The organism is Streptomyces sp. NPDC048419 (genome assembly GCF_043200415.1).
Lineage (GTDB): Bacteria > Actinomycetota > Actinomycetes > Streptomycetales > Streptomycetaceae > Streptomyces.
The window spans coordinates 186,753-210,072 of record NZ_JBICXT010000013.1 but is presented as its reverse complement, the minus strand read 5'-3'; the positions used below and the strand labels follow the sequence as shown (position 1 = coordinate 210,072).

General features: G+C 71.7%; 27 protein-coding genes and 1 pseudogene. 16 read left to right on the top strand and 12 right to left on the bottom strand.

Annotation, left to right across the window (positions count from 1 at the left end; all coding sequences use genetic code 11):
- Positions 1-157: 157 nt before the first annotated feature.
- Positions 158-2,536 carry an ATP-binding cassette domain-containing protein gene (locus ACGFYN_RS26645; protein WP_393868383.1) on the top strand — a complete coding sequence of 793 codons (2,379 nt, stop codon included), beginning with the start codon at positions 158-160 and terminating at the stop codon, positions 2,534-2,536.
- 30 nt (positions 2,537-2,566) lie between these two features.
- On the opposite strand, the gene ACGFYN_RS26640 is transcribed toward ACGFYN_RS26645, so the two are convergent.
- A complete protein-coding gene (locus ACGFYN_RS26640; protein WP_393868382.1) occupies positions 2,567-3,085 on the bottom strand; it encodes an AAA family ATPase in 519 nt (172 codons plus the stop codon).
- A 65-nt stretch (positions 3,086-3,150) separates the two neighbouring features.
- Between ACGFYN_RS26640 and ACGFYN_RS26635 the strand changes: the two genes are divergently transcribed.
- Entirely contained in the window at positions 3,151-3,492 is a 342-nt protein-coding gene (locus ACGFYN_RS26635; RefSeq protein WP_393868381.1) for a VOC family protein, read from the top strand.
- Here ACGFYN_RS26635 and ACGFYN_RS26630 read toward each other — a convergent pair.
- The 4 genes and pseudogenes from ACGFYN_RS26630 to ACGFYN_RS26615 form a co-directional block, all read right to left on the bottom strand.
- Positions 3,484-4,374, bottom strand: a complete 891-nt coding sequence (locus ACGFYN_RS26630) for a LysR family transcriptional regulator (protein WP_393868380.1) — start codon at positions 4,372-4,374, stop codon at positions 3,484-3,486. The two genes, ACGFYN_RS26635 and ACGFYN_RS26630, sit on opposite strands and share 9 nt — an antisense overlap.
- A 61-nt stretch (positions 4,375-4,435) precedes the next feature.
- Positions 4,436-4,848, bottom strand: a pseudogene (locus ACGFYN_RS26625) (alpha/beta fold hydrolase); the annotation flags it as partial.
- Positions 4,814-5,071, bottom strand: a complete 258-nt coding sequence (locus tag ACGFYN_RS26620; RefSeq protein WP_393868379.1) for a hypothetical protein — start codon at positions 5,069-5,071, stop codon at positions 4,814-4,816. The pseudogene ACGFYN_RS26625 and the gene ACGFYN_RS26620, both read right to left, overlap by 35 nt.
- A 159-nt stretch (positions 5,072-5,230) precedes the next feature.
- Positions 5,231-5,671, bottom strand: coding sequence for a VOC family protein (locus ACGFYN_RS26615; protein ID WP_393868378.1), 441 nt, complete (start codon positions 5,669-5,671; stop codon positions 5,231-5,233).
- A gap of 240 nt (positions 5,672-5,911) precedes the next feature.
- On the opposite strand from ACGFYN_RS26615, the gene ACGFYN_RS26610 reads away from it, so the two are divergent.
- Complete coding sequence (locus ACGFYN_RS26610) at positions 5,912-6,262, top strand: DoxX family protein (protein ID WP_393868377.1); 351 nt, start codon at positions 5,912-5,914, stop codon at positions 6,260-6,262.
- Positions 6,263-6,284: 22 nt separating this feature from the next.
- On the opposite strand, the gene ACGFYN_RS26605 is transcribed toward ACGFYN_RS26610, so the two are convergent.
- Complete coding sequence (locus tag ACGFYN_RS26605; protein WP_393868376.1) at positions 6,285-7,460, bottom strand: alanine--tRNA ligase-related protein; 1,176 nt, start codon at positions 7,458-7,460, stop codon at positions 6,285-6,287.
- 292 nt (positions 7,461-7,752) lie between these two features.
- On the opposite strand from ACGFYN_RS26605, the gene ACGFYN_RS26600 reads away from it, so the two are divergent.
- Positions 7,753-8,499, top strand: coding sequence for an MBL fold metallo-hydrolase (locus ACGFYN_RS26600; protein WP_393868375.1), 747 nt, complete (start codon positions 7,753-7,755; stop codon positions 8,497-8,499).
- Positions 8,500-8,544: 45 nt separating this feature from the next.
- Here ACGFYN_RS26600 and ACGFYN_RS26595 read toward each other — a convergent pair whose 3' ends face one another.
- A complete protein-coding gene (locus tag ACGFYN_RS26595; protein ID WP_393868374.1) occupies positions 8,545-9,354 on the bottom strand; it encodes a lysophospholipid acyltransferase family protein in 810 nt (269 codons plus the stop codon).
- Positions 9,354-10,124 carry a GNAT family N-acetyltransferase gene (locus ACGFYN_RS26590; RefSeq protein ID WP_393868373.1) on the bottom strand — a complete coding sequence of 257 codons (771 nt, stop codon included), beginning with the start codon at positions 10,122-10,124 and terminating at the stop codon, positions 9,354-9,356. Before ACGFYN_RS26590 ends, ACGFYN_RS26595 begins: the two co-directional genes overlap by 1 nt.
- 330 nt (positions 10,125-10,454) lie before the next feature.
- Between ACGFYN_RS26590 and ACGFYN_RS26585 the strand changes: the two genes are divergently transcribed.
- Genes ACGFYN_RS26585 through ACGFYN_RS26550 form a run of 8 tightly spaced genes read left to right on the top strand, consistent with a single transcriptional unit; the run spans position 10,455 to position 14,114 of the window.
- A complete protein-coding gene (locus ACGFYN_RS26585) occupies positions 10,455-10,778 on the top strand; it encodes a gas vesicle protein (RefSeq protein WP_393868372.1) in 324 nt (107 codons plus the stop codon).
- Between the two features lie 37 nt (positions 10,779-10,815).
- The gene (locus tag ACGFYN_RS26580) at positions 10,816-11,340 is read left to right on the top strand and encodes a gas vesicle structural protein GvpA (protein WP_393868371.1); all 525 of its coding nucleotides are present in this window, start codon (positions 10,816-10,818) and stop codon (positions 11,338-11,340) included.
- A complete protein-coding gene (locus ACGFYN_RS26575) occupies positions 11,337-12,095 on the top strand; it encodes a GvpL/GvpF family gas vesicle protein (RefSeq protein WP_393868370.1) in 759 nt (252 codons plus the stop codon). Before ACGFYN_RS26580 ends, ACGFYN_RS26575 begins: the two co-directional genes overlap by 4 nt.
- A gap of 4 nt (positions 12,096-12,099) precedes the next feature.
- Positions 12,100-12,441: a gas vesicle protein GvpG gene (locus ACGFYN_RS26570; RefSeq protein WP_393868369.1), complete on the top strand. Its 342-nt coding sequence runs from the start codon at positions 12,100-12,102 to the stop codon at positions 12,439-12,441.
- Positions 12,438-12,782 carry a gas vesicle protein gene (locus ACGFYN_RS26565; protein ID WP_393868368.1) on the top strand — a complete coding sequence of 115 codons (345 nt, stop codon included), beginning with the start codon at positions 12,438-12,440 and terminating at the stop codon, positions 12,780-12,782. The genes ACGFYN_RS26570 and ACGFYN_RS26565 overlap by 4 nt, the downstream gene beginning before the upstream one ends.
- Positions 12,779-13,579 carry a GvpL/GvpF family gas vesicle protein gene (locus ACGFYN_RS26560; RefSeq protein WP_393868367.1) on the top strand — a complete coding sequence of 267 codons (801 nt, stop codon included), beginning with the start codon at positions 12,779-12,781 and terminating at the stop codon, positions 13,577-13,579. Before ACGFYN_RS26565 ends, ACGFYN_RS26560 begins: the two co-directional genes overlap by 4 nt.
- A complete protein-coding gene (locus tag ACGFYN_RS26555; protein WP_393868366.1) occupies positions 13,576-13,824 on the top strand; it encodes a gas vesicle protein in 249 nt (82 codons plus the stop codon). Before ACGFYN_RS26560 ends, ACGFYN_RS26555 begins: the two co-directional genes overlap by 4 nt.
- Positions 13,821-14,114, top strand: coding sequence for a gas vesicle protein K (locus ACGFYN_RS26550; protein WP_393868365.1), 294 nt, complete (start codon positions 13,821-13,823; stop codon positions 14,112-14,114). Before ACGFYN_RS26555 ends, ACGFYN_RS26550 begins: the two co-directional genes overlap by 4 nt.
- Positions 14,115-14,127: 13 nt before the next feature.
- Here the strand turns inward: ACGFYN_RS26550 and ACGFYN_RS26545 are convergent, their stop codons facing one another.
- From ACGFYN_RS26545 to ACGFYN_RS26530, 4 genes are all read right to left on the bottom strand, one after another.
- Positions 14,128-15,150 carry a hypothetical protein gene (locus ACGFYN_RS26545; protein WP_393868364.1) on the bottom strand — a complete coding sequence of 341 codons (1,023 nt, stop codon included), beginning with the start codon at positions 15,148-15,150 and terminating at the stop codon, positions 14,128-14,130.
- 106 nt (positions 15,151-15,256) lie between these two features.
- Positions 15,257-16,006, bottom strand: coding sequence for a succinate dehydrogenase/fumarate reductase iron-sulfur subunit (locus tag ACGFYN_RS26540; protein ID WP_393868363.1), 750 nt, complete (start codon positions 16,004-16,006; stop codon positions 15,257-15,259).
- Positions 16,003-17,955, bottom strand: a complete 1,953-nt coding sequence (locus tag ACGFYN_RS26535; protein WP_393868362.1) for a fumarate reductase/succinate dehydrogenase flavoprotein subunit — start codon at positions 17,953-17,955, stop codon at positions 16,003-16,005. Before ACGFYN_RS26535 ends, ACGFYN_RS26540 begins: the two co-directional genes overlap by 4 nt.
- Before the next feature lie 2 nt (positions 17,956-17,957).
- Positions 17,958-18,629, bottom strand: coding sequence for a succinate dehydrogenase (locus ACGFYN_RS26530; protein WP_393868361.1), 672 nt, complete (start codon positions 18,627-18,629; stop codon positions 17,958-17,960).
- Between the two features lie 120 nt (positions 18,630-18,749).
- On the opposite strand from ACGFYN_RS26530, the gene ACGFYN_RS26525 reads away from it, so the two are divergent.
- From ACGFYN_RS26525 to ACGFYN_RS26510, 4 genes are all read left to right on the top strand, one after another.
- Positions 18,750-19,637 (top strand): LysR family transcriptional regulator, encoded by an 888-nt coding sequence (locus ACGFYN_RS26525; RefSeq protein ID WP_393868360.1) that lies wholly within the window; start codon positions 18,750-18,752, stop codon positions 19,635-19,637.
- Positions 19,638-19,722: 85 nt separating this feature from the next.
- Positions 19,723-20,172 (top strand): MarR family winged helix-turn-helix transcriptional regulator, encoded by a 450-nt coding sequence (locus ACGFYN_RS26520; RefSeq protein ID WP_393868359.1) that lies wholly within the window; start codon positions 19,723-19,725, stop codon positions 20,170-20,172.
- Positions 20,173-20,218: 46 nt separating this feature from the next.
- Positions 20,219-21,940 (top strand): MFS transporter, encoded by a 1,722-nt coding sequence (locus ACGFYN_RS26515; RefSeq protein WP_393868358.1) that lies wholly within the window; start codon positions 20,219-20,221, stop codon positions 21,938-21,940.
- Positions 21,941-22,065: 125 nt separating this feature from the next.
- Complete coding sequence (locus ACGFYN_RS26510) at positions 22,066-23,307, top strand: PQQ-binding-like beta-propeller repeat protein (protein ID WP_393868357.1); 1,242 nt, start codon at positions 22,066-22,068, stop codon at positions 23,305-23,307.
- Positions 23,308-23,320: the final 13 nt, after the last annotated feature.

The window sequence follows — 23,320 nt, the reverse complement described above, 5'->3', positions numbered from 1 at the left end:
GGCCTTCCCTGCGGAGCCAGGCGTCCGTGTTCCAACCTGGCACAGACCCGGGACACCCGCACTCGCGCCGGTCACCGAGCGTGATGCACCGGGCGGGATTAGGATTGCGGGGTTTGTCCCGCCGCAGCAACCGAAGACCGTACGGAGTGCTCCCCTCATGCACGGCCCCCATGTCCCGCACGACGGCCACACCACCCCCGACGTCCACGACCCCTACGTCCGCGTCCGTGGTGCCCGCGAGCACAACCTCAAGGGCGTGGACGTCGACATTCCGCGGGACGTGCTGGCCGTGTTCACCGGAGTGTCCGGGTCCGGGAAGTCCTCGCTCGCCTTCGGGACGATCTACGCCGAGGCGCAGCGCCGGTACTTCGAGTCGGTGGCGCCGTATGCTCGCCGGCTGATCCACCAGGTCGGGGCGCCGAAGGTCGGGGAGATCACCGGGCTGCCGCCCGCGGTGTCGCTCCAGCAGCGGCGCTCGGCGCCGACGTCCCGCTCCTCCGTCGGCACGGTCACCAACCTCTCGAACTCGCTGCGGATGCTGTTCTCCCGCGCCGGGGACTATCCGCCGGGTGCCGAGCGTCTCGACTCCGACGCCTTCTCCCCCAACACGGCCACCGGGGCCTGCCCCGAGTGCCACGGTCTGGGGCAAGTCCACCGTACGAGCGAGGAGTTGCTGGTCCCCGATCCGTCGCTGTCGATCCGGGAGGGCGCGATCGCCGCGTGGCCGGGTGCCTGGCAGGGCAAGAATCTGCGCGACATCCTGGACGCGCTCGGGTACGACGTCGACCGGCCGTGGCGCGAACTGCCCGCCGACGCACGGGAATGGATCCTGTTCACCGACGAGCAACCCGTCGTCACGGTGCACCCGGTGCGCGACGCGGACCGTATCCAACGGCCTTACCAGGGCACGTACATGAGCGCCCGCCGCTACGTCATGAAGACCTTCTCCGACTCCAAGAGCCTCACCCTGCGCACGAAGGCGGAACGCTTCCTGGCCAGTGCGCCCTGCCCGGTCTGCGGTGGCAGCAGGCTGCGGCCGGAGTCGCTGGCGGTGACCTTCTCCGGCCGCACGATCGCCGAGTTCGCGGCGCTGCCGCTCACGGACCTCGACTCCGCGCTGCACGCCACCTCGGAGACCGCCCGCGTCCTCACCGAGGACCTGCACTCCCGGATCGCGCCGATCCTCGAACTCGGCCTGGGCTATCTCAGCCTGGACCGTTCGACCCCCACCCTCTCGGCCGGCGAGCTGCAGCGGCTGCGCCTCGCGACGCAACTGCGCTCCGGCCTGTTCGGAGTCGTCTACGTCCTCGACGAGCCGTCCGCGGGACTGCACCCGGCGGACACCGAAGCCCTGCTCACCGTCCTGGATCGGCTGAAGGCCGCGGGCAACTCGGTGTTCGTCGTCGAGCACCACCTCGACGTGATGCGCGGTGCCGACTGGCTCGTGGACGTCGGCCCGCACGCCGGAGAGCACGGCGGCGAGGTGCTGCACAGCGGCCCGGTGGCAGATCTGGCGTCGGTCGCCGAGTCCGCGACAGCGCGTTTCCTCTTCGGCCGCTCCCCCGCCGCCGCACGCCAAGTGCGTCCCGCACGAGAGGAGTTGAAGGTCGGCCCGGTCACCCGGCACAACCTGCGGGGCGTGATCGCCGAGTTCCCGCTGGGCGTGTTCACCGCCGTCACCGGCGTGTCCGGCTCCGGCAAGTCCACACTCATCGGCGAGATCACCGAGGACCTGGCGGGCGTGGAGCGGCTGGTCTCGGTCGACCAGAAGCCCATCGGCCGCACCCCGCGCTCCAACCTGGCCACGTACACAGGCCTGTTCGACGTCGTACGCAAGGAGTTCGCGGCCACCGAGGAAGCACGCGGGCGGGGGTACGGCGTCGGCCGCTTCTCCTTCAACGTCGCCGGGGGCCGCTGCGAGACCTGTCAGGGCGAGGGCTTCGTCAGCGTGGAGCTGCTGTTCCTGCCCAGCACCTACGCGCCGTGCCCGGACTGCGCCGGGGCCCGCTACAACCCCGAGACGCTCCAAGTGACGTACCGGGGACGGAACATCGCGCAGGTGCTGGACCTGACGGTGGAGAGTGCGGCGGAGTTCTTCGCGGACACCCCGGCGGTGGCCCGCAGCCTGGCCACCCTCCTCGACGTGGGCCTCGGCTACCTCCGCCTGGGCCAGCCCGCCACCGAACTCTCCGGCGGCGAGGCCCAACGCATCAAGCTGGCCAGCGAGTTGCAGCGCGGCCGCCGCGGCCACACCCTCTACCTCCTCGACGAGCCCACCACCGGCCTGCACCCGGCCGACGTCGAGGTCCTGATGCGCCAGCTGCACGGCCTGGTCGACGCCGGCCACTCCGTGATCGTCGTCGAGCACGACATGTCGGTCGTGGCCGGCGCGGACTGGGTGATCGACATGGGCCCGGGCGGCGGCGACGCGGGCGGCCGCATCGTGGCGGCAGGGACGCCGACGCGGGTGGCGGAGGCGGAGGGGAGCGCTACGGCGCCGTATCTGCGGCAGGTGCTGGACCCGCGGACGGCGTGAAGGTGGAAGCGGGCGCTCCGGCTCCCCGGGTCACAGAGCTGCCAGCCAGGCCGAAGCGTCGTCGGGATGGGCGAAGCGCACCGTTTCGAGGGGCGCGAACCGCGGATCGCTCGTACGGCGCGCGATCTCCTCGCTCCGGCCGGCGTGCTGGGACCAGGACCACCACACCGGGTGCTCCCTGCTGAACCAGCCCGCCCAGGTCTCCCGGTTGCCGCCGAAGACGCGCTCGCGGGTGAGCGTGCGCCGAAGCGAACGGCGCAGGACGCGAGGCAGCACGACGCGCTTGCCGTAGTCCAGCCAGAGCACCGTGTCGGCCTGCTCCCACAGCAGGTCACGCACCTCCGGACAGCCGATCGAGTCGATGATCCAGCGGGGCCCGGCGGCGATGCGCGACACCACCTCGGCCAGCTTGTCGTTGACGGCCCAGCCGGGACCGGCGAAGTACAGCGCGTCCATCTCGTGAAACGGCACGTCCAGGCGTGCGGCCACGGCCCGCGCGAGCGTGGACTTGCCCGCACCCGTGACACCGACCACCAAGATCCGCTTCATCCTGCGCACCCTACAGCGGCGGCGAATCCGCATGTCCCGCCCGGCGCCCGACCTATCGTGACCGCATGACCCTCACGCTCTTCGCAGGCATCCCGGTCGACGACTACGCGACGGCGCTGGCCTGGTACGAACGGCTCCTCGGCACCCAGCCGGCGTTCTTCCCGGACGACAAGGAAGCGGTGTGGGAGCTCGCCGAACATCGCTACGTCTACATCGAGCACCGTCCCGGCCACGGCGGCCACGCGCTGCACACCGTGTTCGTCGACGACCTCGACGCGCGCGTCGCCGGGATCGCCGAACGGGGTCTGGAGCCGACGAGCAGGGAGACGTACGCGAACGGCGTGCGCAAGGTGACCTACCACGACCCGGACGGCAACGAGTTCGGCTTCGGCGGCGCCTCAGCCTGAGCCGGCCAGGCAGCAGCGTACGAAGTCCTGGACGACGGGGTTGCCGTCGTCCGCCGGGGCCCAGGCCACGCCCACCCGGGTGGGGCCGACGCCGGCCACGGGGCGGTAGGTGATGCCGGGGCGGGCGTAGAAACGGGCGGCGGAGGCGGGGGCCAGGGCGATGCCGTAGCCGTTGGCGATGGCGGTGAGCCAGTCGTCGGGCTGGTCGGTGACGGCTCCGACGCGGACGGGGTTGCCCTCGCGTTCGTCGGTGGCCAGCCAGTGATCGCGCCACCAGCCCGTCTCGGCCGGCGCGGCCACGAACGGCTCGTCCCACAGCTCCCGGAAAGGGATCTCGTCGCGGTCGGCCAGCGGGTGCGCCGAGGCAAGGGCGACCCAACGGGGCTCGGTGAGCAGCACCTCCACCCGAAGGGCGTCCTGACCGGGGAAGGGCAGCCGCAGCAGCGCCACGTCCACGTCGCCGTCGGCCAGGCCGGCGCTCGGGTTGGACCAGGAGGCCTGCCGCATCTCGGCCCGCCAGCCCGGCCTGCGCTCCGCGAACGCGGCGACAATGCCCGGCGTCGCCTCGTTCGCGGCACTGGCCAGGAACCCGACCCGCAGCACCCGCGCCGCCCGGCTGGCCGCCCCCTTGGTCTCCCGTACCGCCTGCTCCCACCCGGCAAGCACCCCCGGCACCCGCTCGGCCAGCACCCGCCCCGCCTCCGTGAGCGCCATCCCGGCCCGCGACCGCGTGAACAACCGCACCCCGAGCTGCTCCTCCAACTGCCTGATCTGCTTGGTGAGCGCGGGCTGCGACACGTAGAGCCGCCCGGCGGCCCGGGTCAGGGTGCCTTCCTCCGCCACGGCGACGAAGGAGCGCAGCAGGCGGGTGTCCACGTCCATGCCTTCAGGTTATAGATGCCGGTACCGGACGCCTGGGCGATCGAGGAGGCCGTCGAGACCTCGGAGGAAGTCCACCGGGACCGGCCTCGATGAGCACGAGTGCCCGGAGCCGTCCGGGATGTGCGGCCGCGGCGAGTATGGCGGTGTGCCCGCCGAGCGACGGTCCGACCAGCACAGGCCTCCGCAGCGCCAATTGGTCGACGACGGCGAGGACATCCGCGACGTAGGCGGCAGGGGAGACATCCTGCGGGTGGCGCACGCGGCGCCGTGCCCGCGCTGGTCGACCGCGACGACCCGGTACCGGGAACTCAACCGCCGTGCCAGCGCGTCCCATTCACCCGCGTGACCGGCGAGGCCGTGCAGCAGCACCATGGGCTCTCCCGGCCCGCCCCAGTCCCGGCAGGCAAGCCGGACCCCGTCCCGCACGACCATCACGCGTCTAGCTGCGCTTCTTCTCTTCCAGCAACTCCACATAGTTGCGCGCCGCATTGCTCCCCTGTCTACCGGGAGACAGCTTCAGGATGGCCTTGTCTTTCTCAGGGTTGCCGCTGAGGTACGCCTCGGTGAGGACGTAGGGCAGCCCGTCCACGTTGAAGCGAATGCTCCCGTCCGGGTAAGCGCTGACGCGGATCTTCCGTCCGTCGGGGAGCTCGATCGGCTCGGCGACGAAGTGTGCCTTCAGCGGCGGTTCAGCCATACGTAACTCCGGGTCGTACGAACTCGGCAGGGCGACCAGCGTAGTCCTCGATCCCGGACTCGGGGGGAAGGTGACGCCGGCATCACGGCGAAGCCCCGGGAGTGGGGAATGGGTTGCCGCGGAGTCGATCCGCATCGTCCGGGCCGGTCTCGGGTCGGCTCAACCCGGGCGCCGGTCGTCCCGCATGTCGTCATGCAAGGAGGGGGCGTAGGAGATCCCGACGATCAGGCCGTCCGCCGTGAGAAGTCTGGCCACCGTCTGGCCCCACGGCTCGGTGCGGGCCTGGTGCACCAGTTCGAAGCCCGCGCGCTGAAGCTCGGCACCGGCGGCCGAGACCGCTTCCGCGTTCGCCACCTCGAACTCGATCGATGCCTGCGGGACCACGCGGTCGGCGGGCCATTGGGCCGTGCCGAAGCATGCCTCGGCCGCCTGCGAGAGCGGCCAGAGGCCGAAGTGCTTGCTGCCCGCGATGCTTCCGCTGGAGTAGTAGCCGTCGCCTTCCCCCTCCAAGGGCAGGCCAAGGGCCTCGATGAACAGCTTGCGGCTCTGCGGCGGGTCCGCGACGACCGCCGCCATGCTCGTGATGAAGAGAACGTCCATGCCGGTGGAATCTTCCTGCTGCGACTGGGCTGCAAGGGCCGGAGGGGCGGCATCGTCGACACCGCGTTCAGCGGCCGGACACCCCCAATCTATCCGCCTTCCGACACGTCCGCATCCATGCCATCTGGTTATAGATGCCGGTATTGGACGCGCAGGAGGTCACCGAGAAGGCTTGTCGGTGGGGGCGGGCACGGGCGGCTCGCCTGATCCGCAGAGCTGGTGCGTCGGAAGGGGCAGGGGATGTTCGCGGCTTACGTCGTCGTCACGGTCGCGGCGGTCGTGGCGGTCGCCTGGACCGCCGTGGCGGACTTCATGAGGGTGGAGTTCGTGCTCGGCAACATGGCCGAGGTCGGGGTGCCGCAGCGTCAACTGCCGCTGCTGGCCGCGCTGAAGGCAGCCGGTGCGGTCGGGCTGCTGTTGGGGCTGCTCGGCGTCCACGCCATCGGCGTCGCGGCGGCCATCGGGCTCGTTCTGTTCTTCGTCGCGGCGGTCGCCCTTCATCTGCGTACGCACGTGGTGCACAACCTCGCCTGGCCCGGCGGGTACTTGGTGCTGTCGGCGGCGGCTCTCGTCGTTGACCTTCTGCGATGAGAGCCGCCGCCCGCCGTGACCGTCAGTCCGTGGTGCGCAGGCCGGTGACCAGGTGGCGGGGCAGGCCGTGGGTGTCGTGGAGGTAGTGGTAGTCCTCTTCGCTCAGCGTGCCCTTGAACTCCGGGCGGGAGAGGATGCGCCGGCCTCGTTCCAGGAGTCTGGTGAAGCGTCGCTCCTCGTCCAGGAGCAGTCGGCGGACGAGGTCGGTGTCGCAGGTCTGGTGGAAGTGGTTCAGGGTGTGGTCGACCAGTTCCGAAGGCAGGTCGGCCAGGGTGCGTGAAGGGTCGTCGCGGCGGAGTGTGGTGAGCAGGCGGCGGATCAGGCGGCGCAGGACGTAGCCTCGGCCGGTGTTGGAGACGCGCACTCCGTCGCCGATGACGACGATGCCTGAGCGCAGGTGGTCGTGGACGAGGCGCATCGACCGTTCGTCCAGGTCCCACAGTCGCGGCAGCAGTCTCGTCCACGGTTCGAACAGGTCCGTCTCGTAGACCGAGCCTCGTCCCTGCAGGACCGTGAGCAGGCGTTCCAGGCCCATGCCCGTGTCGATGCCGGGCTGTCGCAGGGGTTGCAGGGTGCCGTCCTCATGGCGGTGGTAGCGCATGTGGACGTGGTTCCAGATCTCCACCCAGCGCGGGTCGGTGGTGGGCGTGCCCTGGGGCGGGGTGTCGGGGTCACCGGTCCAGACGAAGATCTCCGAGTCGGGGCCGCAGGGGCCGACGGGGCCGTTGGACCACCAGTTCTCGCCGCCGGTCTGCTCCACGGGCAGCCCCAACTCCTGCCAGGTGCACAGGGATTCGGTGTCTGGGCCGACCTGGTCGTCTCCGCCGAAGACCGTGACGTGGAGGCGGTCTTGCGGGATGCCGAAGCCGTCGCGGAGCAGTTCGTGTCCCCAGCGCAGGCTCCGGGAGTGGCCGTAGTCGCCCAGGGACCATGAGCCCAGCATCTCGAAGACCGTCAGGTGGGTCGGGTCGCCGACCTCGTCGAGGTCGGTGGTGCGCAGACAGCGCTGGACGTTGACCAGGCGCCTGCCCTGCGGATGCGGGCGGCCCAGGAGATACGGCGTGAGGGGGTGCATGCCTGAGGTGGTGAACAGCACCGGGTCCGTAGGCGGTGGCAGGAGGGTGCTGCCGGTGATGAGCCGATGTCCGCGCTCGCCGTAGAACTCGGTGAAGGTCTTCATGACCTGGTCGGTGTGCATGGCGGTCGTCCTTCGGGTCATGGGGCCGGAAGGGACCACGGGATCAGCAGGTGCGGGCCTATGAGGCCGCAAGACGGCGAGGCTGCGAAGCGAGCGTCTGCCACATCCCGGCGGTCCGTTTCCGGCCGCCGGGGAAAGGTGAAGAGGTCAGGCGTCGGCAGCCGGCGAGTTCGTCGCTCGCGCGGCCGCGATGGGGCTGCAACAGGTCCTGACCTTCACGGACGCGACGGTAGCAGGGAGCCGAAACTCCGTCGCCTGGTTTTCCGGTGGTGGGACGTTAGGGTCTGCTGTCATGCGACTGACGGTTCTCGGCGGCTGCGGTGCCTGGCCCACGGCCGTGCAGGCGTGCAGCGGCTATCTCGTCGAGTACGACGGATTCCGGCTGCTCCTCGATCCCGGGTACGCCAGCCTGCCGCGGTTGCTGCACCACCACACCGTCGACGCGGTCGACGCCGTTCTGGTCAGCCACGGGCACCCGGACCACTGCGCCGACCTCAATCCCCTGTTGCGCGCACGGGGGTTGAGCGACGATCCTCCGCCCGCCCTGCCGGTGTACGCCCCGCACGGAGCGCTCGATGCGGTGCTGGCGCTGGACCGGCCGAGCATGCTCGCCGCGGCGTACCGGCTGCACGAGTTCACGCCCGGCGACCGGTTCGAGATCGGCCCGTTCACCGTCGGCACCCGGCTGCTGCCGCACTTCGTGCCCAACGCCGGGATCCGGCTGGCCACGCCCCACGGGGTGCTCGCCTATACCGGCGACACCGGCCCCAGCGCCGACATCCCGCGCCTCGCCGAGGGCGCGGACCTGTTCCTCTCGGAGGCCACCTACATCCACCGGGTACCGGACGGCGACGCGCCCTGTCTGCTGACGGCGCGGCTGGCCGGTCAGTACGCCCAACAGGCGGGCGCGGCGCGGCTGGTCCTCACCCACCTGTGGCCGGGCACGGATCCGGCGACCGCCCGCGATGTGGCCGCGGAGCTCTTCGGGCGACGGGTCGACGTCGCCCTCCCGGACCTCGTCGTCGAACCGGCGTCCTGACGACGACGCGTCCTGTCTGCTGACGGCCGGGACGAGGGGCCGGCTCTATGCCACCAACGCGGTGTGGATCCAGCCCAGTTGACCCGCCGTCGTCGGCTGCGCCGCCCGCGCCAGCGCCCGCCGATCACCGTGTGCGCCCGCTGCGATGGCCTCGCGGACCTCGACCTCGGCCACCAGGCCCCGTGCCGTCAGCACCCGCCACACCGACGTCAGCAGCGAGTCGTCGCCGATGAAGGCGGGCACCGTGCTGGGTGTGCCGCCCTCGATCCGGTAGTGCAGGCGGACCGGCTGGACACCGACGCCCGCGTCGAGAGCGGCCTGGAAGGCGGCCCGCCGGAAGTTGCCCTGGGCGCGTCCGCACCAGGTGCTGCCCTCGGGGAAGACTCCGACGGCGTGGCCGTGGCGCAGCGCGTCCGCGATCTGGGCGACCGTCTGGGGCAGGGCGCGCAGCCGGTCGCGGTCGATGAACAGGGCGCCGCTGCGCGCCGTCAGCCAGCCGGCCACGGGCCAGCCCCGGATGTCGGACTTGGCCAGCATCCGGGCGGGGCGGACGGCGGCGAGCAGCGGGATGTCCAGCCAGGAGATGTGGTTGGCGACCAGGAGCAGGCCGCCGGTGGGCGCGGCGGCGCCGGTGATACGGACCTGGACCCCTGCGGCCCGTACGATCCACCGGCACCACCGCCTCACCAGCTCGGCGGGGATCCGCCCGCCGAGTGGCAGCAGCGCGATCCCCGCGAGCATCACGATCACGACTGCCGCCATCCGCAGCACGGCGCGCGGTACGGCCGTGGCGGACTCCGTCGCCTCTATGCACGCCCCGGGGGTGCAGGGAGCGCTGGGCTGCCAGGCGCTCATCACGCCGGCACGAGCGAGAGGAAGTGCCGCAGATAGCGCGGGTTGACCCGGCGCATCGACAGCAGCACGTACAGGTCGGCCACCCCGAAGTCCGGGTCGTGGGCGGGTTCCGCGCACACCCAGGCACCGAGGCGGAGGTAGCCGCGCAGCAGGGCGGGGAGTTCGGTTTTCGCGGCCGGGACGGCGGTGCCCGGCACCCAGGGCAGCAGCGGCCGTACGCGGTACTCCTCCGGGGCCAGGTGCTTGGCGCGCACGCGGTCCCAGGTCGCGGAGGCGAGCTTGCCGCCGTCGGCGAGCGGGATGGAGCAGCAGCCGGCCAGCCACTCGTGGCCGCGGTCGACCATGTAGCGGGCGATGCCGGCCCAGATGAGGCCGATGACGGCGCCGTCGCGGTGGTCGGGATGGACGCAGGAGCGGCCGACCTCGACCAGGCCGGGGCGGATCGCGTCGAGCGCGGCGAGGTCGAACTCGCCCTCGGAGTACAGCCGTCCGGCCACCGCGGCGCGCTCGGGCGGCAGCAGCCGGTAGGTGCCGACGACCTGGCCCGTGATCTCCTCGCGCACCAGCAGATGGTCGCAGTACGCGTCGAAGGCATCGATGTCGTGGCCCGGCTGCGCGGTGGCCAGCAGGGCACCCATCTCTCCGGCGAAGACGTCGTGCCGCAGCCGCTGTGCGGCACGCACGTCGGACTCGTCTCGGGCGAGTGAGACGCTGTAGCGGGTGGGCGCCGCGGGCTGCGGGGGACGGTCGAGCGTGGAAACGCCGTTCATGGCTCTCTCCTGGTCACGGGCCGGGGCGGCGAGGCGGGGGCGGCTGAGCGGTGTCGTGCGGTCCGCCGCCCCTGTTCTTCCGATGCCGACTGACCGTCGAGTAACCGGCGCAGAGCGCGCGGGTGTGAGGTTGCTGAACGGCTCGGGCCGCACCTGTCAGTTCGCCGGGGCGCAGTGCGACGGCCACCTGCGGGTCTCCCCCGGACCACTCGCGCCGCGCCACCGGGCCGGCCCGCCCGCCGCGGACCCAGCTCGCCTCCGACGACGAACCCGGCTCATATGGCCTAGCTGTACACGCGCGCACCGGCTCCTGCGGCAAGAGTGAAGTGCATGACCGAATCCGGAGCCGACGAGCGACGGCGTGGCACGGCCTCGTCCACCAAGCGCCGACGGACCGTGCGCGGTGCCGGGGAGGCCGCCCGGCGCGCCGCGGAGGAGCTGACCGAGCTGATCCGCCACCGCCTCGAAGGGGTCTCCGCGGTGTGCCGGGGCGAGGACGACGGCTGGATCGTCGACGTCGACGTGCTCGAACTGGCGCGCATCCCCGACACCACCAGTCTGCTCGCGACGTACCAGGTGGAACTCGACTCGGCGGGCGAGCTCGTGCAGTACCGCCGGGTCTCCCGCTACCGGCGCGGAGCCCAGGACCAGTGACCGGGCCGTCGCACAAGTCTCCCGGAAGGACCGCCGCATGACCGTCTACAACGACGAGGTCGTCTGTGCGCCGCGCGCCGGAACCCTCTACGACGTGATGGAACTGATTCTCGACCGCGGCATGGTGATCGACGTCTTCGTGCGCGTCTCGCTGGTCGGGATCGAGATCCTGAAGATCGACGCGCGGATCGTGGTAGCCAGCGTCGACACCTACCTGCGCTTCGCCGAAGCGTGCAACCGCCTCGACCTCGAACACGACTCGCGTTCCAAGACCGTGCCCGAGTTGTTCGGCGGCGGGCCGGTCTCCAAGACCATCGGCAAGGCCGGTGCCAAGCGCACCGCCCGCTCGCTGACCGGCAAGGTGAAGGACGTCCTGACCCCGGACGACGACACGGACGACGACGAGGCCGACGACGAGGCCGACGAGGGCTCCGAGCGCGCCGCCCAGCCGGAACGCAGGCGCCGCAGCCCGGCGAAGAAGGCCTCCAGTTCCTCGAGTCGCCGCGGCAGTGACGACGACCGCCCCCGGACCCGGCGCCGCAAGGCCGAGGAGGAGGAGTGACCGTGACGGCAACCGCCGCCCCCACCACCGCCGGCACGCTCTACGTCTACGGCATCGCCCCCGCGGGAATCCAGCCCCCGCGCGCGCCCGGAGTGGACGGCGCGGCGGTGCGGCTGCTGACCGAGGCCGGGCTGTGCGCGGCGGTCTCGGACGCCCCGGCTCAGGTCCGGGCTCGACGACGGGACCTGATGGCTCATCAGTCGGTGCTCGGCGAACTCACCGCGCAGGGACCGGTCCTGCCCATGCAGTTCGCCGTCCTCACACCGGACGCCGAGAACCTGCGCGGCCAACTACGCGCCGACCGAACCCACTTGGCGGCACAGCTGGAAAGCGTGCGGGGTTGCGTCGAGATGAACGTGAAGGGCACCGTCGTGCCCGGCTGCTTCGCCGACCTCGTGCACAGGGACGAGACCCTGCGCGCCCTCGCCCGCAAGACCCGCAACCGCCCCGGCTACGAGGCGAACGTACGGCTGGGCGAGGGGCTCGCCAAAGGCGTCACCCGGGAAGCCCGGCGCGCGGCACGCGAGGTGCTGGCCTGTCTGGCTCCGCTCGCCGTGCGCACGGCGCAGGGACCGGTCGACGACGAGCAGGTGCTGAGCACGTCGTTCCTGCTGCGCTCCGCCGACGAGCCCCGCTTCCGGCAGGCGCTCACCGACCGGGCGCGCGACGTCGGCGACCGGCTGTCCCTCAGTGTGACCGGTCCGCTGCCTTGCTACAGCTTCGTCGACGCGTCGTCCGCCCCGGCCGGCCGGTGACGCGATGGGACTCGTGAGCGGGCTCCTGCTGCTGCCACTGGCCCCGCTGCGCGGCACCCTCTGGATCGCCGACCACCTTCTGGAGGAGGCCGAACGCCAGATGGCCGACCCGCGTGCGGTGCGGGCGCGACTGGCGGCACTCAACCGGGCCCTGGAGGAGGGCGCGATCGACGAGGCGACCTTCGAGAAGGAGGAGGAGCGCCTGCTCCAACTCCTTGCCAGTCCGGTCCGGTTCACCGGTCGCAGCCCGGTGGCAGCGGCCCGTCCCGCACCGGGCGCGCCCGACCGGCGGCGGTGCCGCGAGCCTGCCCCCTCACGCCATCGGCGCCGCGGAGGCGCCTCATGACCGACCTCGGCACCTGGCCCCCGAGCGCGGATCCGCAGCCCGTCGGACCGCCCAGCGGCAGCCTCGCGGACCTGCTCGAACGGGTCCTGGACAAGGGCATCGTCATCGCGGGCGACATCAAGATCGACCTGCTCGACATCGAACTGCTCACCATCCGGCTGCGCCTGTTCATCGCCTCGGTCGAGACCGCCAAGAAGGCGGGCATCGACTGGTGGGAGACGGACCCGGCACTGTCCTCGCGCGCCGCGCGGGACGCGCTCACCGAGGAGAACGCGCGGCTGCGCGCCCGTCTCGAAGCCCTTGAGGAAGTCGACCCCGACACCCCGGCGGGAGCCAAATGACCACGGTCACCTGCGTGTTCGCAGTGACGGACACCCCACCACCGGACGAGGTGCTCGCGGTGACGCCCGGCCATGACGGCGGCGGTCCGCTGCGGGTCCTGTCCGCCGGCCCGCTGCATCTGATCGTGCAGCACGCTCCCGCGGCGGACTTCGGCGAGGAGGCGCTCGCTGAGCGCCTCAACCGGCCCGACGAGCTGGAGCGTTGCGCCCGGGCCCACCACCGCGGAGTGGAGACGGCCGCGAGCGCGGGCACGGCCGTTCCGCTGCCGTTGGCGACGCTGTATCTCGACGACGCCAACGCGGTACGCGCCGTGACCGCCCGGGAGGCGTCCCTGCGCGCCCTGCTGGACCGGCTGCGCGACCGCACGGAATGGGCGGTGAAGGTGCACGGTCCCGCCACCACGCGAGCGTGCGTCGCGGCCGGGGAGGGTCCGGCCGACGGGCGGTCCTACCTGCGCCGGGCGAGCGCGCTGCGGCGCACCGAGCGCGAGGCGCGCGAGTCGACCCTGGCGCAGGCCCATGCCGTCGACCGGGAGTTGCGGCGCTACGCCGTCGCCGCGACGCGGCACCGGCCGCAGAGCGAGCAGTTGACCGGCACGAACGTCCCGCAACTGCTCAACGCGGCCTATCTGGTCGACGACGGACGGCGCACCGACTTCGTCCGGGCCGTGGGCCAACTGGCCCGCGACGTCGGCCGCTCGGCCGTGGAGGTCACCATGTCCGGGCCCTGGATCCCTTACTCCTTCGCCCAGTTGGACGAGGCGGAGTGCGCGAGGCGTCAGGAGGTCCACGCATGACCGTGCCGGTCGTCGGCGCCACGGACCGCACGGCGGTCCCCTGGGACGGCCCGGAGCCGTACGCTCCCGTCGGGGTGCCGCTGGTCGACCTGCTCGACCGGGTGCTGGCGACCGGCGTCGTGGTCAGCGGTGATCTGGTGCTGGCCATCGCCGACGTGCCGCTGGTGCGGATCTCCCTGCACGCCCTGCTGGCGTCGGTCAGCGACCGGGTCCCCGCGCCCTGGTCGGACAGCGGGCCGCTGTGACCGCGCCACGCGCCCACGCGGTGGACCTCGATCCCGAGCGGGTCACCAGCGATCTGGCGGCCCTGGTCCTGACCGTCGTGGAACTCCTGCGGCAGCTCATGGAACGCCAGGCGGTGCGCCGTTTCGACGAGGGGACGCTCAGCGCCGAGCAGGAGGACCGGCTCGGCACCGCGCTGATGCTGCTGGACGAGCGCATGGACGAGTTGTGCGCGCAGCACGGTCTGCGGCGCAGCGACCTCAACCTCGACCTCGGCCCGCTGGGCCCCCTCCTCGCCGATCCCGGCGCATGACACCTCACGGAGTTCACTTCGCCGGGGCGCAGTGCTCCAGCCATCGGCGGGTCTCGGTCTCGTCGAGCACGCGCTCGAGGACGAGGTCTCCGGTCATGCGCGGGAAGAACCGGCCGGCGGGCCAGCCCCGCTGGTACGGCGGCGGGTCCAGGACGAGCAGGCGTACGCCGTCGACGACCGGGACGTCGGAGGGCGTGCCCTCGTTCCACACCCATTCCCCGCCCGGCGTCACGAGGTTGAAGGCGCCGGTGGTCGGCACCTGGCCCGGAGCGTCGCGGCAGACGGCGACCTCCTGGGCGGAGGGCGCGTCACCGGGGACATGGCCGCCGCCGACCAGGACCCCGGCGAGCAGGGTGTGCAGCTGGAAGTTGTCGCCGAGGCCGCTCATGCGCATCGCGTAGCCGGTGCCGGTGGGGCGGTGCAGCACCACCAGCGGTTCGTCGTCGAGGACGAGCAGGGCGTGGAAGAGGCACTTGAAGTCGTGGTCGGACGCTTCCTGGACGGGACGCAGCGCGGCCAGCAACTGGGCGCGCCGCTCGCCGAGTTGAGTCCGCACCGCGCCGTGGCTGAGCATGGCGACGGATGCCATCTCCCACTGCGGCAGCGTGCACCAGGCCACGGCCGCGTCCTCGCCGACCCGTGCGACCATCGCCTCGTCCAGGGCGTCCCCGTCCGGATCGGGCAGTTCGCCCCCGCCCGTCGCCGCCCAGCGCTCGCAGAACTCGCCCGCCGCGGCGAGCGCTTCGGCGAGTCCGTCGAAGATGTACGGCGCGCAGACGCTCGCGTCGGCGCCCCGCTCCACGCACGCTCCGGTCAGGACCGCGACCAGCGCGCGGGGACCGGGCGGCACGTCCGCCAGCAGTGCCGCGAGCCGTGGGCCGGCCTGGACGAACTCCCCGTCCGCGGCGTCGCCGTGGTGCTGCTGTATCTCCTGCATCGCGTGCTGGGAACGCTGTCCGTCCCGCTCGCGTACCGCGGTCTCGAAACCGGCGACGGCCTCGAGGAACCGCTCCCTCTCCTTGCGCCCGAAAATCATGCGGGAACCTTACAGAGTCCGCACATACGGGGCGGGGCCGGGGAGCACCACTCCCGGCCCCGCCCGTCCGCCCCCTCTCGGCGGACGTTTCCGCAAGCGCCGCGTGCTAGCGCTTGGCCACCTTGCGCGTGGCCCGCAGCCACTCCTTGTTCATGCTGGTGATGGACATCAGCGGGATGCCCTTGGGGCAGGCGGTGGCGCACTCGCCGGTCAACGTGCAGCCGCCGAAGCCCTCTTCGTCCATCTGGGCCACCATGTCGAGGACGCGGGTCTCGCGCTCGGGCGCGCCCTGCGGCAGTGTGTTCAGGTGGTTGATCTTGGCGGAGGTGAAGAGCATCGCCGCGCCGTTCGGACAGGCCGCCACGCACGCGCCGCAGCCGATGCACTCCGCGTGCTCGAAGGCGAAGTCGGCGTCCGGCTTGGGTACGGGGGTGGCGTGGGCCTCGGGTGCCGCGCCGGTGGGGGCGGTGATGTAGCCGCCGGACTGGATGATGCGGTCGAAGGCCGAGCGGTCGACGACCAGGTCCTTGATCACCGGGAAGGCGGAGGCGCGCCAGGGCTCGATGTCGACGGTGTCGCCGTCCTTGAAGGACCGCATGTGCAACTGGCAGGTGGTGGTGCGCTCCGGGCCGTGCGCGTCGCCGTTGATGACCAGCGAGCAGGCGCCGCAGATGCCCTCGCGGCAGTCGTGGTCGAAGGCGACCGGGTCCTCGCCCTTGAGGATGAGCTCCTCGTTGAGGGTGTCGAGCATCTCCAGGAACGACATGTCGGAGGAGATGCCGTCCACCTCGTACGTGGACATGGTGCCTTCGGCGTCGGCGTTCTTCTGCCGCCAGACGCGCAGGGTGAGCTTCATGCGTAGCTCCGCTGAGTGGGGTGGACGTACTCGAAGACCAGGTCTTCCTTGTGCAGGGTGGGAGCCTCGCCGGTGCCGGTGAACTCCCAGGCGGCCGCGTAGGCGAACTGCTCGTCGTCGCGGGCCGCTTCGCCGTCCGGGGTCTGCGACTCCTCGCGGAAGTGGCCGCCGCAGGACTCGGCGCGGTGCAGTGCGTCGAGGCACATCAGCTCGGCGAGCTCGAGGTAGTCGACGACGCGGTTGGCCTTCTCCAGCGACTGGTTGAACTCCTCGCCGGTGCCGGGGACCTTGATGCGCCGCCAGAACTCCTCGCGGATCTGCGGGATGCGCTCCAGCGCCTTGCGCAGTCCGGTGTCGGTGCGGGCCATGCCGCAGAACTCCCACATGAGTTCGCCGACTTCGCGGTGGAAGGAGTCGGGGGTGCGGTCGCCGTCGACCGCCAGCAGTCGCGCCAGCCGGTCCTGGGTTTCCGTCAGCACGTCCTGCACAAGCGGGTGTTCGTCCGTGACCGACTCCTGGTGCGGGTTGCGCGCCAGGTAGTCGTTGATGGTGGCCGGCAGCACGAAGTAGCCGTCGGCCAGGCCCTGCATGAGGGCGGAGGCGCCGAGCCGGTTGGCGCCGTGGTCGGAGAAGTTGGCCTCGCCGACCGCGAACAGGCCCGGGATGGTGGTCTGCAGGTCGTAGTCGACCCACAGTCCGCCCATCGTGTAGTGCACGGCCGGATAGATCCGCATGGGCACCTGGTACGGATCCTCGTCGGTGATCCGCTGGTACATGTCGAAGAGGTTGCCGTACTTGGCCTCGACGGCCCCCCGGCCCATGCGCGCGATGGCGTCGGCGAAGTCGAGGTAGACGCCCTGGCCGCCGGGACCGACCCCGCGGCCCTCGTCGCAGACGTTCTTCGCGGCGCGGGAGGCGATGTCACGCGGGACCAGGTTGCCGAAGGCGGGGTAGATGCGCTCCAGGTAGTAGTCGCGTTCGTCCTCGGGGATCTGGTTGGCCGGGCGGTCGTCGCCCCGGGCCTTGGGCACCCAGATGCGGCCGTCGTTGCGCAGCGACTCGCTCATCAGCGTCAGCTTCGACTGGTGGTCGCCGGTGCGCGGGATGCAGGTGGGGTGGATCTGGGTGAAGCAGGGGTTGGCGAAGTAGGCACCGCGCCGGTGGGCCCGCCAGATCGCGGTGGCGTTGGAGTTCATGGCGTTCGTCGACAGGTAGAAGACGTTGCCGTAGCCGCCGGACGCCAGGACGACGGCGTCCGCGAAGTACGTGGAGATCTCGCCGGTGATCAGGTCGCGGGCGACGATGCCGCGGGCCTTGCCGTCGACGATGACCAGGTCGAGCATCTCGGTGCGCGGGTGCATCTCCACGTTCCCGGCGGCGATCTGCCGGCTCAGCGCCTGGTACGCCCCGAGCAGCAGCTGCTGGCCCGTCTGGCCGCGGGCGTAGAAGGTGCGGGAGACCTGGACGCCGCCGAAGGAGCGGGTGTCGAGCAGGCCGCCGTACTCGCGGGCGAAGGGCACGCCCTGCGCCACGCACTGGTCGATGATCTCCACGGAGATCTGGGCGAGCCGGTGCACGTTGGACTCGCGCGCCCTGAAGTCGCCGCCCTTGACGGTGTCGTAGAACAGACGGTGCACGGAGTCGCCGTCGTTGCGGTAGTTCTTCGCGGCGTTGATGCCGCCCTGCGCGGCGATGGAGTGGGCGCGGCGCGGGGAGTCCTGGTAGCAGAACTGCACGACGTGGTAGCCCTGTTCGGCGAGTGTGGCACCGGCGGAGCCGCCGGCCAGGCCGGTGCCGACCACGATGACGGTGTGCTTGCGCCGGTTGGCCGGGTTGACCAGCTTGGCCTCGAAACGGCGCGTGTCCCAGCGCTCGTTGACGGGGCCGGAGGGCGCCTTGGTGTCGGCGACGGGCTCGCCGGTGACGTAATCGACGTACTCAGCAGGCATGTTCAGCTCACCACTCCGGTCATCACGCCCACGGGGACGGCGATGAAACCGGCCGTGAGCAGCAGTGCGAGGACGTTGCCGCAGGTCTTCAGTGCGCGGTCGCGGGTGCGGCTGCCGACGCCGAGGGTCTGTGCGGCGCTCCAGAAGCCGTGCTGGATGTGCAGGCCGAGCGCGAGCATCGCGACGATGTAGATGACGTTGCCGTACCAGGTGGAGAAGGTGTCCACGACGTTCTGGTACGGGTGGCCCTCCTGGAATCCGCCGGAGTGCACGGTGCCGGTGGTCAGGTCGAGGATGTGCCACACGATGAACAGGGCGAGGATGATGCCGCCCCAGCGCATGGTGCGCGTGGCGTAGCTCGCCTTGGGCTTCTTGTGCACGTACTTGCTGGGCCGGGCCCTGATGTCGCGGCGGCTGAGCTGGTAGGCGGAGACCGCGTGCGCGACGACCGCGACGACCAGCACGACACGGATCAGCCACAGCGTCCACTCGTAGTGCATGAAGGGCTCGCCGACGGTGCGCAGCCAGTGTGCGTAGTGGTTGAACTCCCCCGCTCCGAAGAAGATCTTCAGATTGCCGATCACATGCGCGACCAGGTACAGCAGCATGATCACGCCGCTGACTGCCATCACGGTCTTCTTGCCGACGGAGCTGTCCCAGACAGTGCGTGCCATGGACGGCCGTCGGTCCGTCCGCGTTGCCAGAGCCATGAGTCAAGACGCTAGAACCGAACAGGGCCATCGGTCCAAGACATGGTCCGGCTTGATTCGATAGCCGGAAGCTATCGTGACACCATGCAGTTCCAGCAGCTTCAGTATTTCGTCGCCGTCGCGGAGACCCGGCACTTCACCCGGGCCGCGGATCTGGTGCACGTCGCCCAGCCGTCCCTGTCGCAGCAGATCAAGGCGCTGGAGCGGGAGCTGGGGGCCGATCTTTTCCTACGGGCGCGCGGCAACATCAGCCTCACCGATGCGGGCGAGGCGCTGCTGCCGCTGGCCCGGCGCATCCTGGCCGACGCGGACACGGCCCGGCACGAGGTGCAGGAGCTGGTGCAGCTGCGCAGCGGCCGGATCCGGCTGGGCGCCACGCCGAGCGTGTGCACGGGCCTGCTGCCGGACGTGCTGCGCGCCTTCCACGACCGCTACCCCGGCATCCGGCTGCTGATCGAGGAGGGTGGCTCCCACGACCTCGTACGCGAGCTCGCCCGCGGCGCCCTCGACCTCGCCCTGGTCGTCCTGCCGCTGCCCACGCCGTCCCCGGCCCTGACCACGGTGGAGCTGCTGCGCGAGGACCTCGTCGTGGTCTCCTCCCCGGAGGCGCCCGCGCCGGGCGGCCCGGGCCGGCGCACCGTGCACGTCGCGGACCTGGAGGGAGAACGCCTGGTGATGTTCCGGCACGGCTACGACCTGCGGGAACTGACCGTGGCCGCCTGCCGCGCCGAGGGCTTCGAGCCGGACTTCGCGGTCGAGGGCGGCGAGATGGACGCGGTGCTGGGCTTCGTCCGGGCCGGTCTTGGGCTGGCCGTCGTGCCGCGCATGGTGGCCACCCGGTCGGGGCGCGGTCTGCGGGTGACACCGCTGGCCAGGCCCGGGCTGCACCGGACGATCGCGCTGGCCCACCGCAGCGATGTGGCTCCGCCGCGTGCGGCACGGGAGCTGCAGCGGATGCTGCTGGAGCGCTAGCGCGCCCGCCCCCGTCAGGTGGTCGCCCCCAGGTAGTCGCCCTCAGCACCTTGTTTCAAGGTACAGCTATCTGCATAATGCGGTTATGCATAAGCGGGTTATGGAATCGGCGGATGCGCAAGCGCCGCCGGAAGCGCTGATGATCGCCGTGGAGCAACTGGTGCTCTACGTACGCCGCAGCGCCACCGCCGGCGGCCTGAGCACCGCGGCCTCGTCCGTGCTCGGCTTCCTGGGCCGGGAGGGGGCGTACCGGCTGACCGATCTGGCCCGCACCCAGCGCGTGTCCCAGCCCAACATGACCCAGCTGGTGACCCGCCTGGAGCGGGCCGGGCTGGTCCGGCGCACCGCCGACAGCCGGGACGGGCGGGGCGTGCTGGTCGAGGCCACCGACGCGGGCATGGAGGTCTTCCGGCAGCGGCGCACCGAGCGCACCCAGGCACTGCAGGGGATCGTCGACCGGCTGACCGGACCGGAGCAGGACGCGGTGCGGACCGCTCTGCCCGCCCTCGCGCGCGCGATCCACGACCTCGACTGACGTTCGCCACCACCGTGACCCTCAACTCCCCGGAAGAGAACCGCACATGAGTGCTTCGCACGAGCGGGCCGCAAGCCCCTTCAAGCAGCCGAAGGCCGTCTGGGCCGTCGCGTTCGCCTGCGTGATCTCGTTCATGGGCATCGGTCTGGTCGACCCGATCCTGCCCGCCCTGGCCTCCAGCCTGCACGCCACGCCCAGCCAGGTCTCCCTGTTGTTCAGCAGCTATCTGATCGTGACCGCCGTGGCCATGCTGATCGTCGGCTGGGTCTCCAGCCGGATCGGCGCCAAGCGCACCCTCGTCGTCGGCCTCGCCGTGATCGTCGTCTTCGCCGCGCTGGCCGGCACCTCGGGCTCCATCAACGGCATCGTCGGCTTCCGCGCGGGCTGGGGCCTGGGCAACGCCCTGTTCATCGCCACCTCCCTGGCCGTCATCGTCGCCTCGGCCAGCGGCGGCTTCGGCGGCGCGATCATCCTCTACGAGACCGCCCTCGGCCTGGGCATCGCCGTCGGGCCGCTGCTCGGCGGCGAGTTGGGCGCCATCAGCTGGCGCGGCCCCTTCTTCGGCGTGGCCGTGCTGATGGCGATAGCCCTGGTGGCGACCCTGGCCTTCGTACCGTCGCTGCCCAAACCCGCCAAGCCCACCTCCCCCCTCGCCCCGCTGAAGGCGCTGCGCCACCGCGGTCTGCTGACCATGGGCATCATGGCGCTGCTGTACAACTGGGGCTTCTTCACGATGCTCGGGTACGCGCCCTACCCGATGGAGCTCAGCGCCCATGAGCTCGGCCTCGTCTTCACCGGCTGGGGCCTGCTGGTCGCCCTGTTCAGCGTCTTCTTCGCCCCGCGCCTGCAGGGCCGCTTCGGCACCGCGCCCGTCCTGTACGCCAACCTGCTCGGCCTCGCCGTCGTGATGGCCGTCATCGCCGCCGGCGTCGACACACCGACCGTGGTCATCGTCGCCGTCATCGTCAGCGGCGCCTTCATCGGCATCAACAACACCCTGACCACCCAGGCCGTCATGCTCGTCTCGCCCGTCGAACGGCCGGTCGCCTCCTCCGCATACGGCTTCCTGCGCTTCATCGGCGGTGGCCTCGCCCCGTACGTCGCCGGGAAGTTGGCCGACGCCACCGACCTGAGCGTGCCGTTCTACCTCGGTGCCGCCACCTTCGTCGTCGCCGTCCCGGTCCTGGCCAGTGGGCACAAGCTGCTGCGCAAGGCCGAGGAGAGCGCGGAGGAGGGCGAGCAGGTCGGTCCGACCCTCACCCCTGTCACGGCCCCCGCCGCGCCGGGTACGGCGCCCGTCATCGTCGCCGTGGGCGCGCACGACCGGGCCGCGGTCATCGTGGACGCGGCCGCCCGGCTGGCGCGCGAGAGCGGCAGCCCGCTGGAGGTCGTACACGTCCAGCAGACCGCGGTCGTGGAGGACCAGGCGGCCGACACCGAACCCGCCCACGCGGCGCGGAACGCGGTCACCCGCCACCTCGACCGGCTCGCCGCCCAGGGCGTCACCGCCACCGGCCAGATCCTGGTCAGCGTCGGCGACCACGCGGCGGCCGGCCGGCTCCTGGCCCGGCACGCGGCGCGGATCGACGCACGGGCGGTCGCCGTCGGACGCTCCCCGCGCGGCCCGCTCGCCCAGTTCACCGACGGCAGCCTGACCATGGCCCTGGCCCACAGCGCCGAGTGCACCGTCGTCCTCGTGGACCCCGAGCACAGCCCCCGGCCGCTGACCAGCGACGCACTCACCGAACTGCGGGGCAGTGCCGCCTGAGGAGTAGCACCGGCCCTGGCCCGTCGCTACCTTGTGCCCATCGGCCCTCACCCGGGGCTGCATCCGCAGGGGAGGCGACGGTGCCAGGGCAACGGCGTAGGCGCAGAGCGGCAGTTGCAGCGGTCTTGGCGCTGTGCGGCCTGCTGGGCACCGGCTGCTCGACGGCGGGGGACAGCGGTTCTGGCGGTGGATCGTCCGGCGATCCGTCGCCCGCCGCTTCGAGCCCTACGACGGCGCCGGCACCGTCCCCCGACGTCTCGAGCCGTGCGGCGGCACCGGCCCCCGTATCCGGTCCGTGGCGCGCCTGGGTCACCAAGCTCTCCGCCGCGGAGGCCCACGGCACCTGCGGCGCGACGGCGCACCAGGTGGTGTGCGCCACCAACTCCGGCGGATTCGTGGGGCGTTCGCGAGCCGACGGCGGTATCACTTGGAGCGTGCCCGCGAGCGACCACGGCAAGAGCGCCGGCCTGGTCCTCGACGCGGCCGACGAACGGGCCGTGACCGGCGCCGCCGGTGTGCTGCGCGCGGCGAACCTGCGGACGGGCACACAGGCGTGGACCCATCGACTGCCGTCCGGCGACGCCGCCGCCCTCGGCGCGGCGGGCGGCGTCGTCTACGCCCTCGACGCAACGGACCCCACGTCAAGTACCGCCGTCCTGGAGGCCGTTCAGGCCTCCGACGGCACCTCCCTGTGGCGCCGGACCGTCGCCTGGGAGTCGGGCGAGCCCCTCGCCGCCTTCCGGGGGCGCGTCTACACCGCCGACGGCACCCAGGTCACCGCCCGCGACGCCCGCACCGGCAACACCGTGGCGACCAGCCCCACGGGCTTCGAGTGCCAGCACCTCGTCTCCGGAGGCCACTACCTGCTCTGCACCGGCAGCCCGTACTCCGCCGTGGACGCCTTCCCGCCCATGCGGCGCCTGGACCCGACGACACTGAGGCCGCTGCCGACCCCGAGAAACACGATCGACAAACCCGTACACGGGCTGATCTCCGACGACGGGGTCGTGGTGTTGTACGAGGCCGGCGCAGAGGACACGAGCGCGGGCAACTGGAACGCCTACGACCTCAAGAGCGGCCGCAGACTGTGGAGTTCCTACGCCACCGAGGCGGATGCCGCCGTGGCCGGCGGCCGCTTCGTGACCTTCACCCCCGTCAACGACCGCGCCAGGCGGGGCCGCGTGATCACGATCGGCCTGCACGCCGGGCCCCGGGCGACCGGGGCCGCAGCGCCGCGCATGTCGGAGCCGTACCCGCAGACGAGGTACGGCGAGCACCCGCTGCTCGTCGTCCCGGGCGGCGACACGGGCCACCTCCTCGTCGTGGCGCAAACGCACGCGTCGCTGCGCTCGCTCCAACTTCCCTGACGGCGGCCGCTGT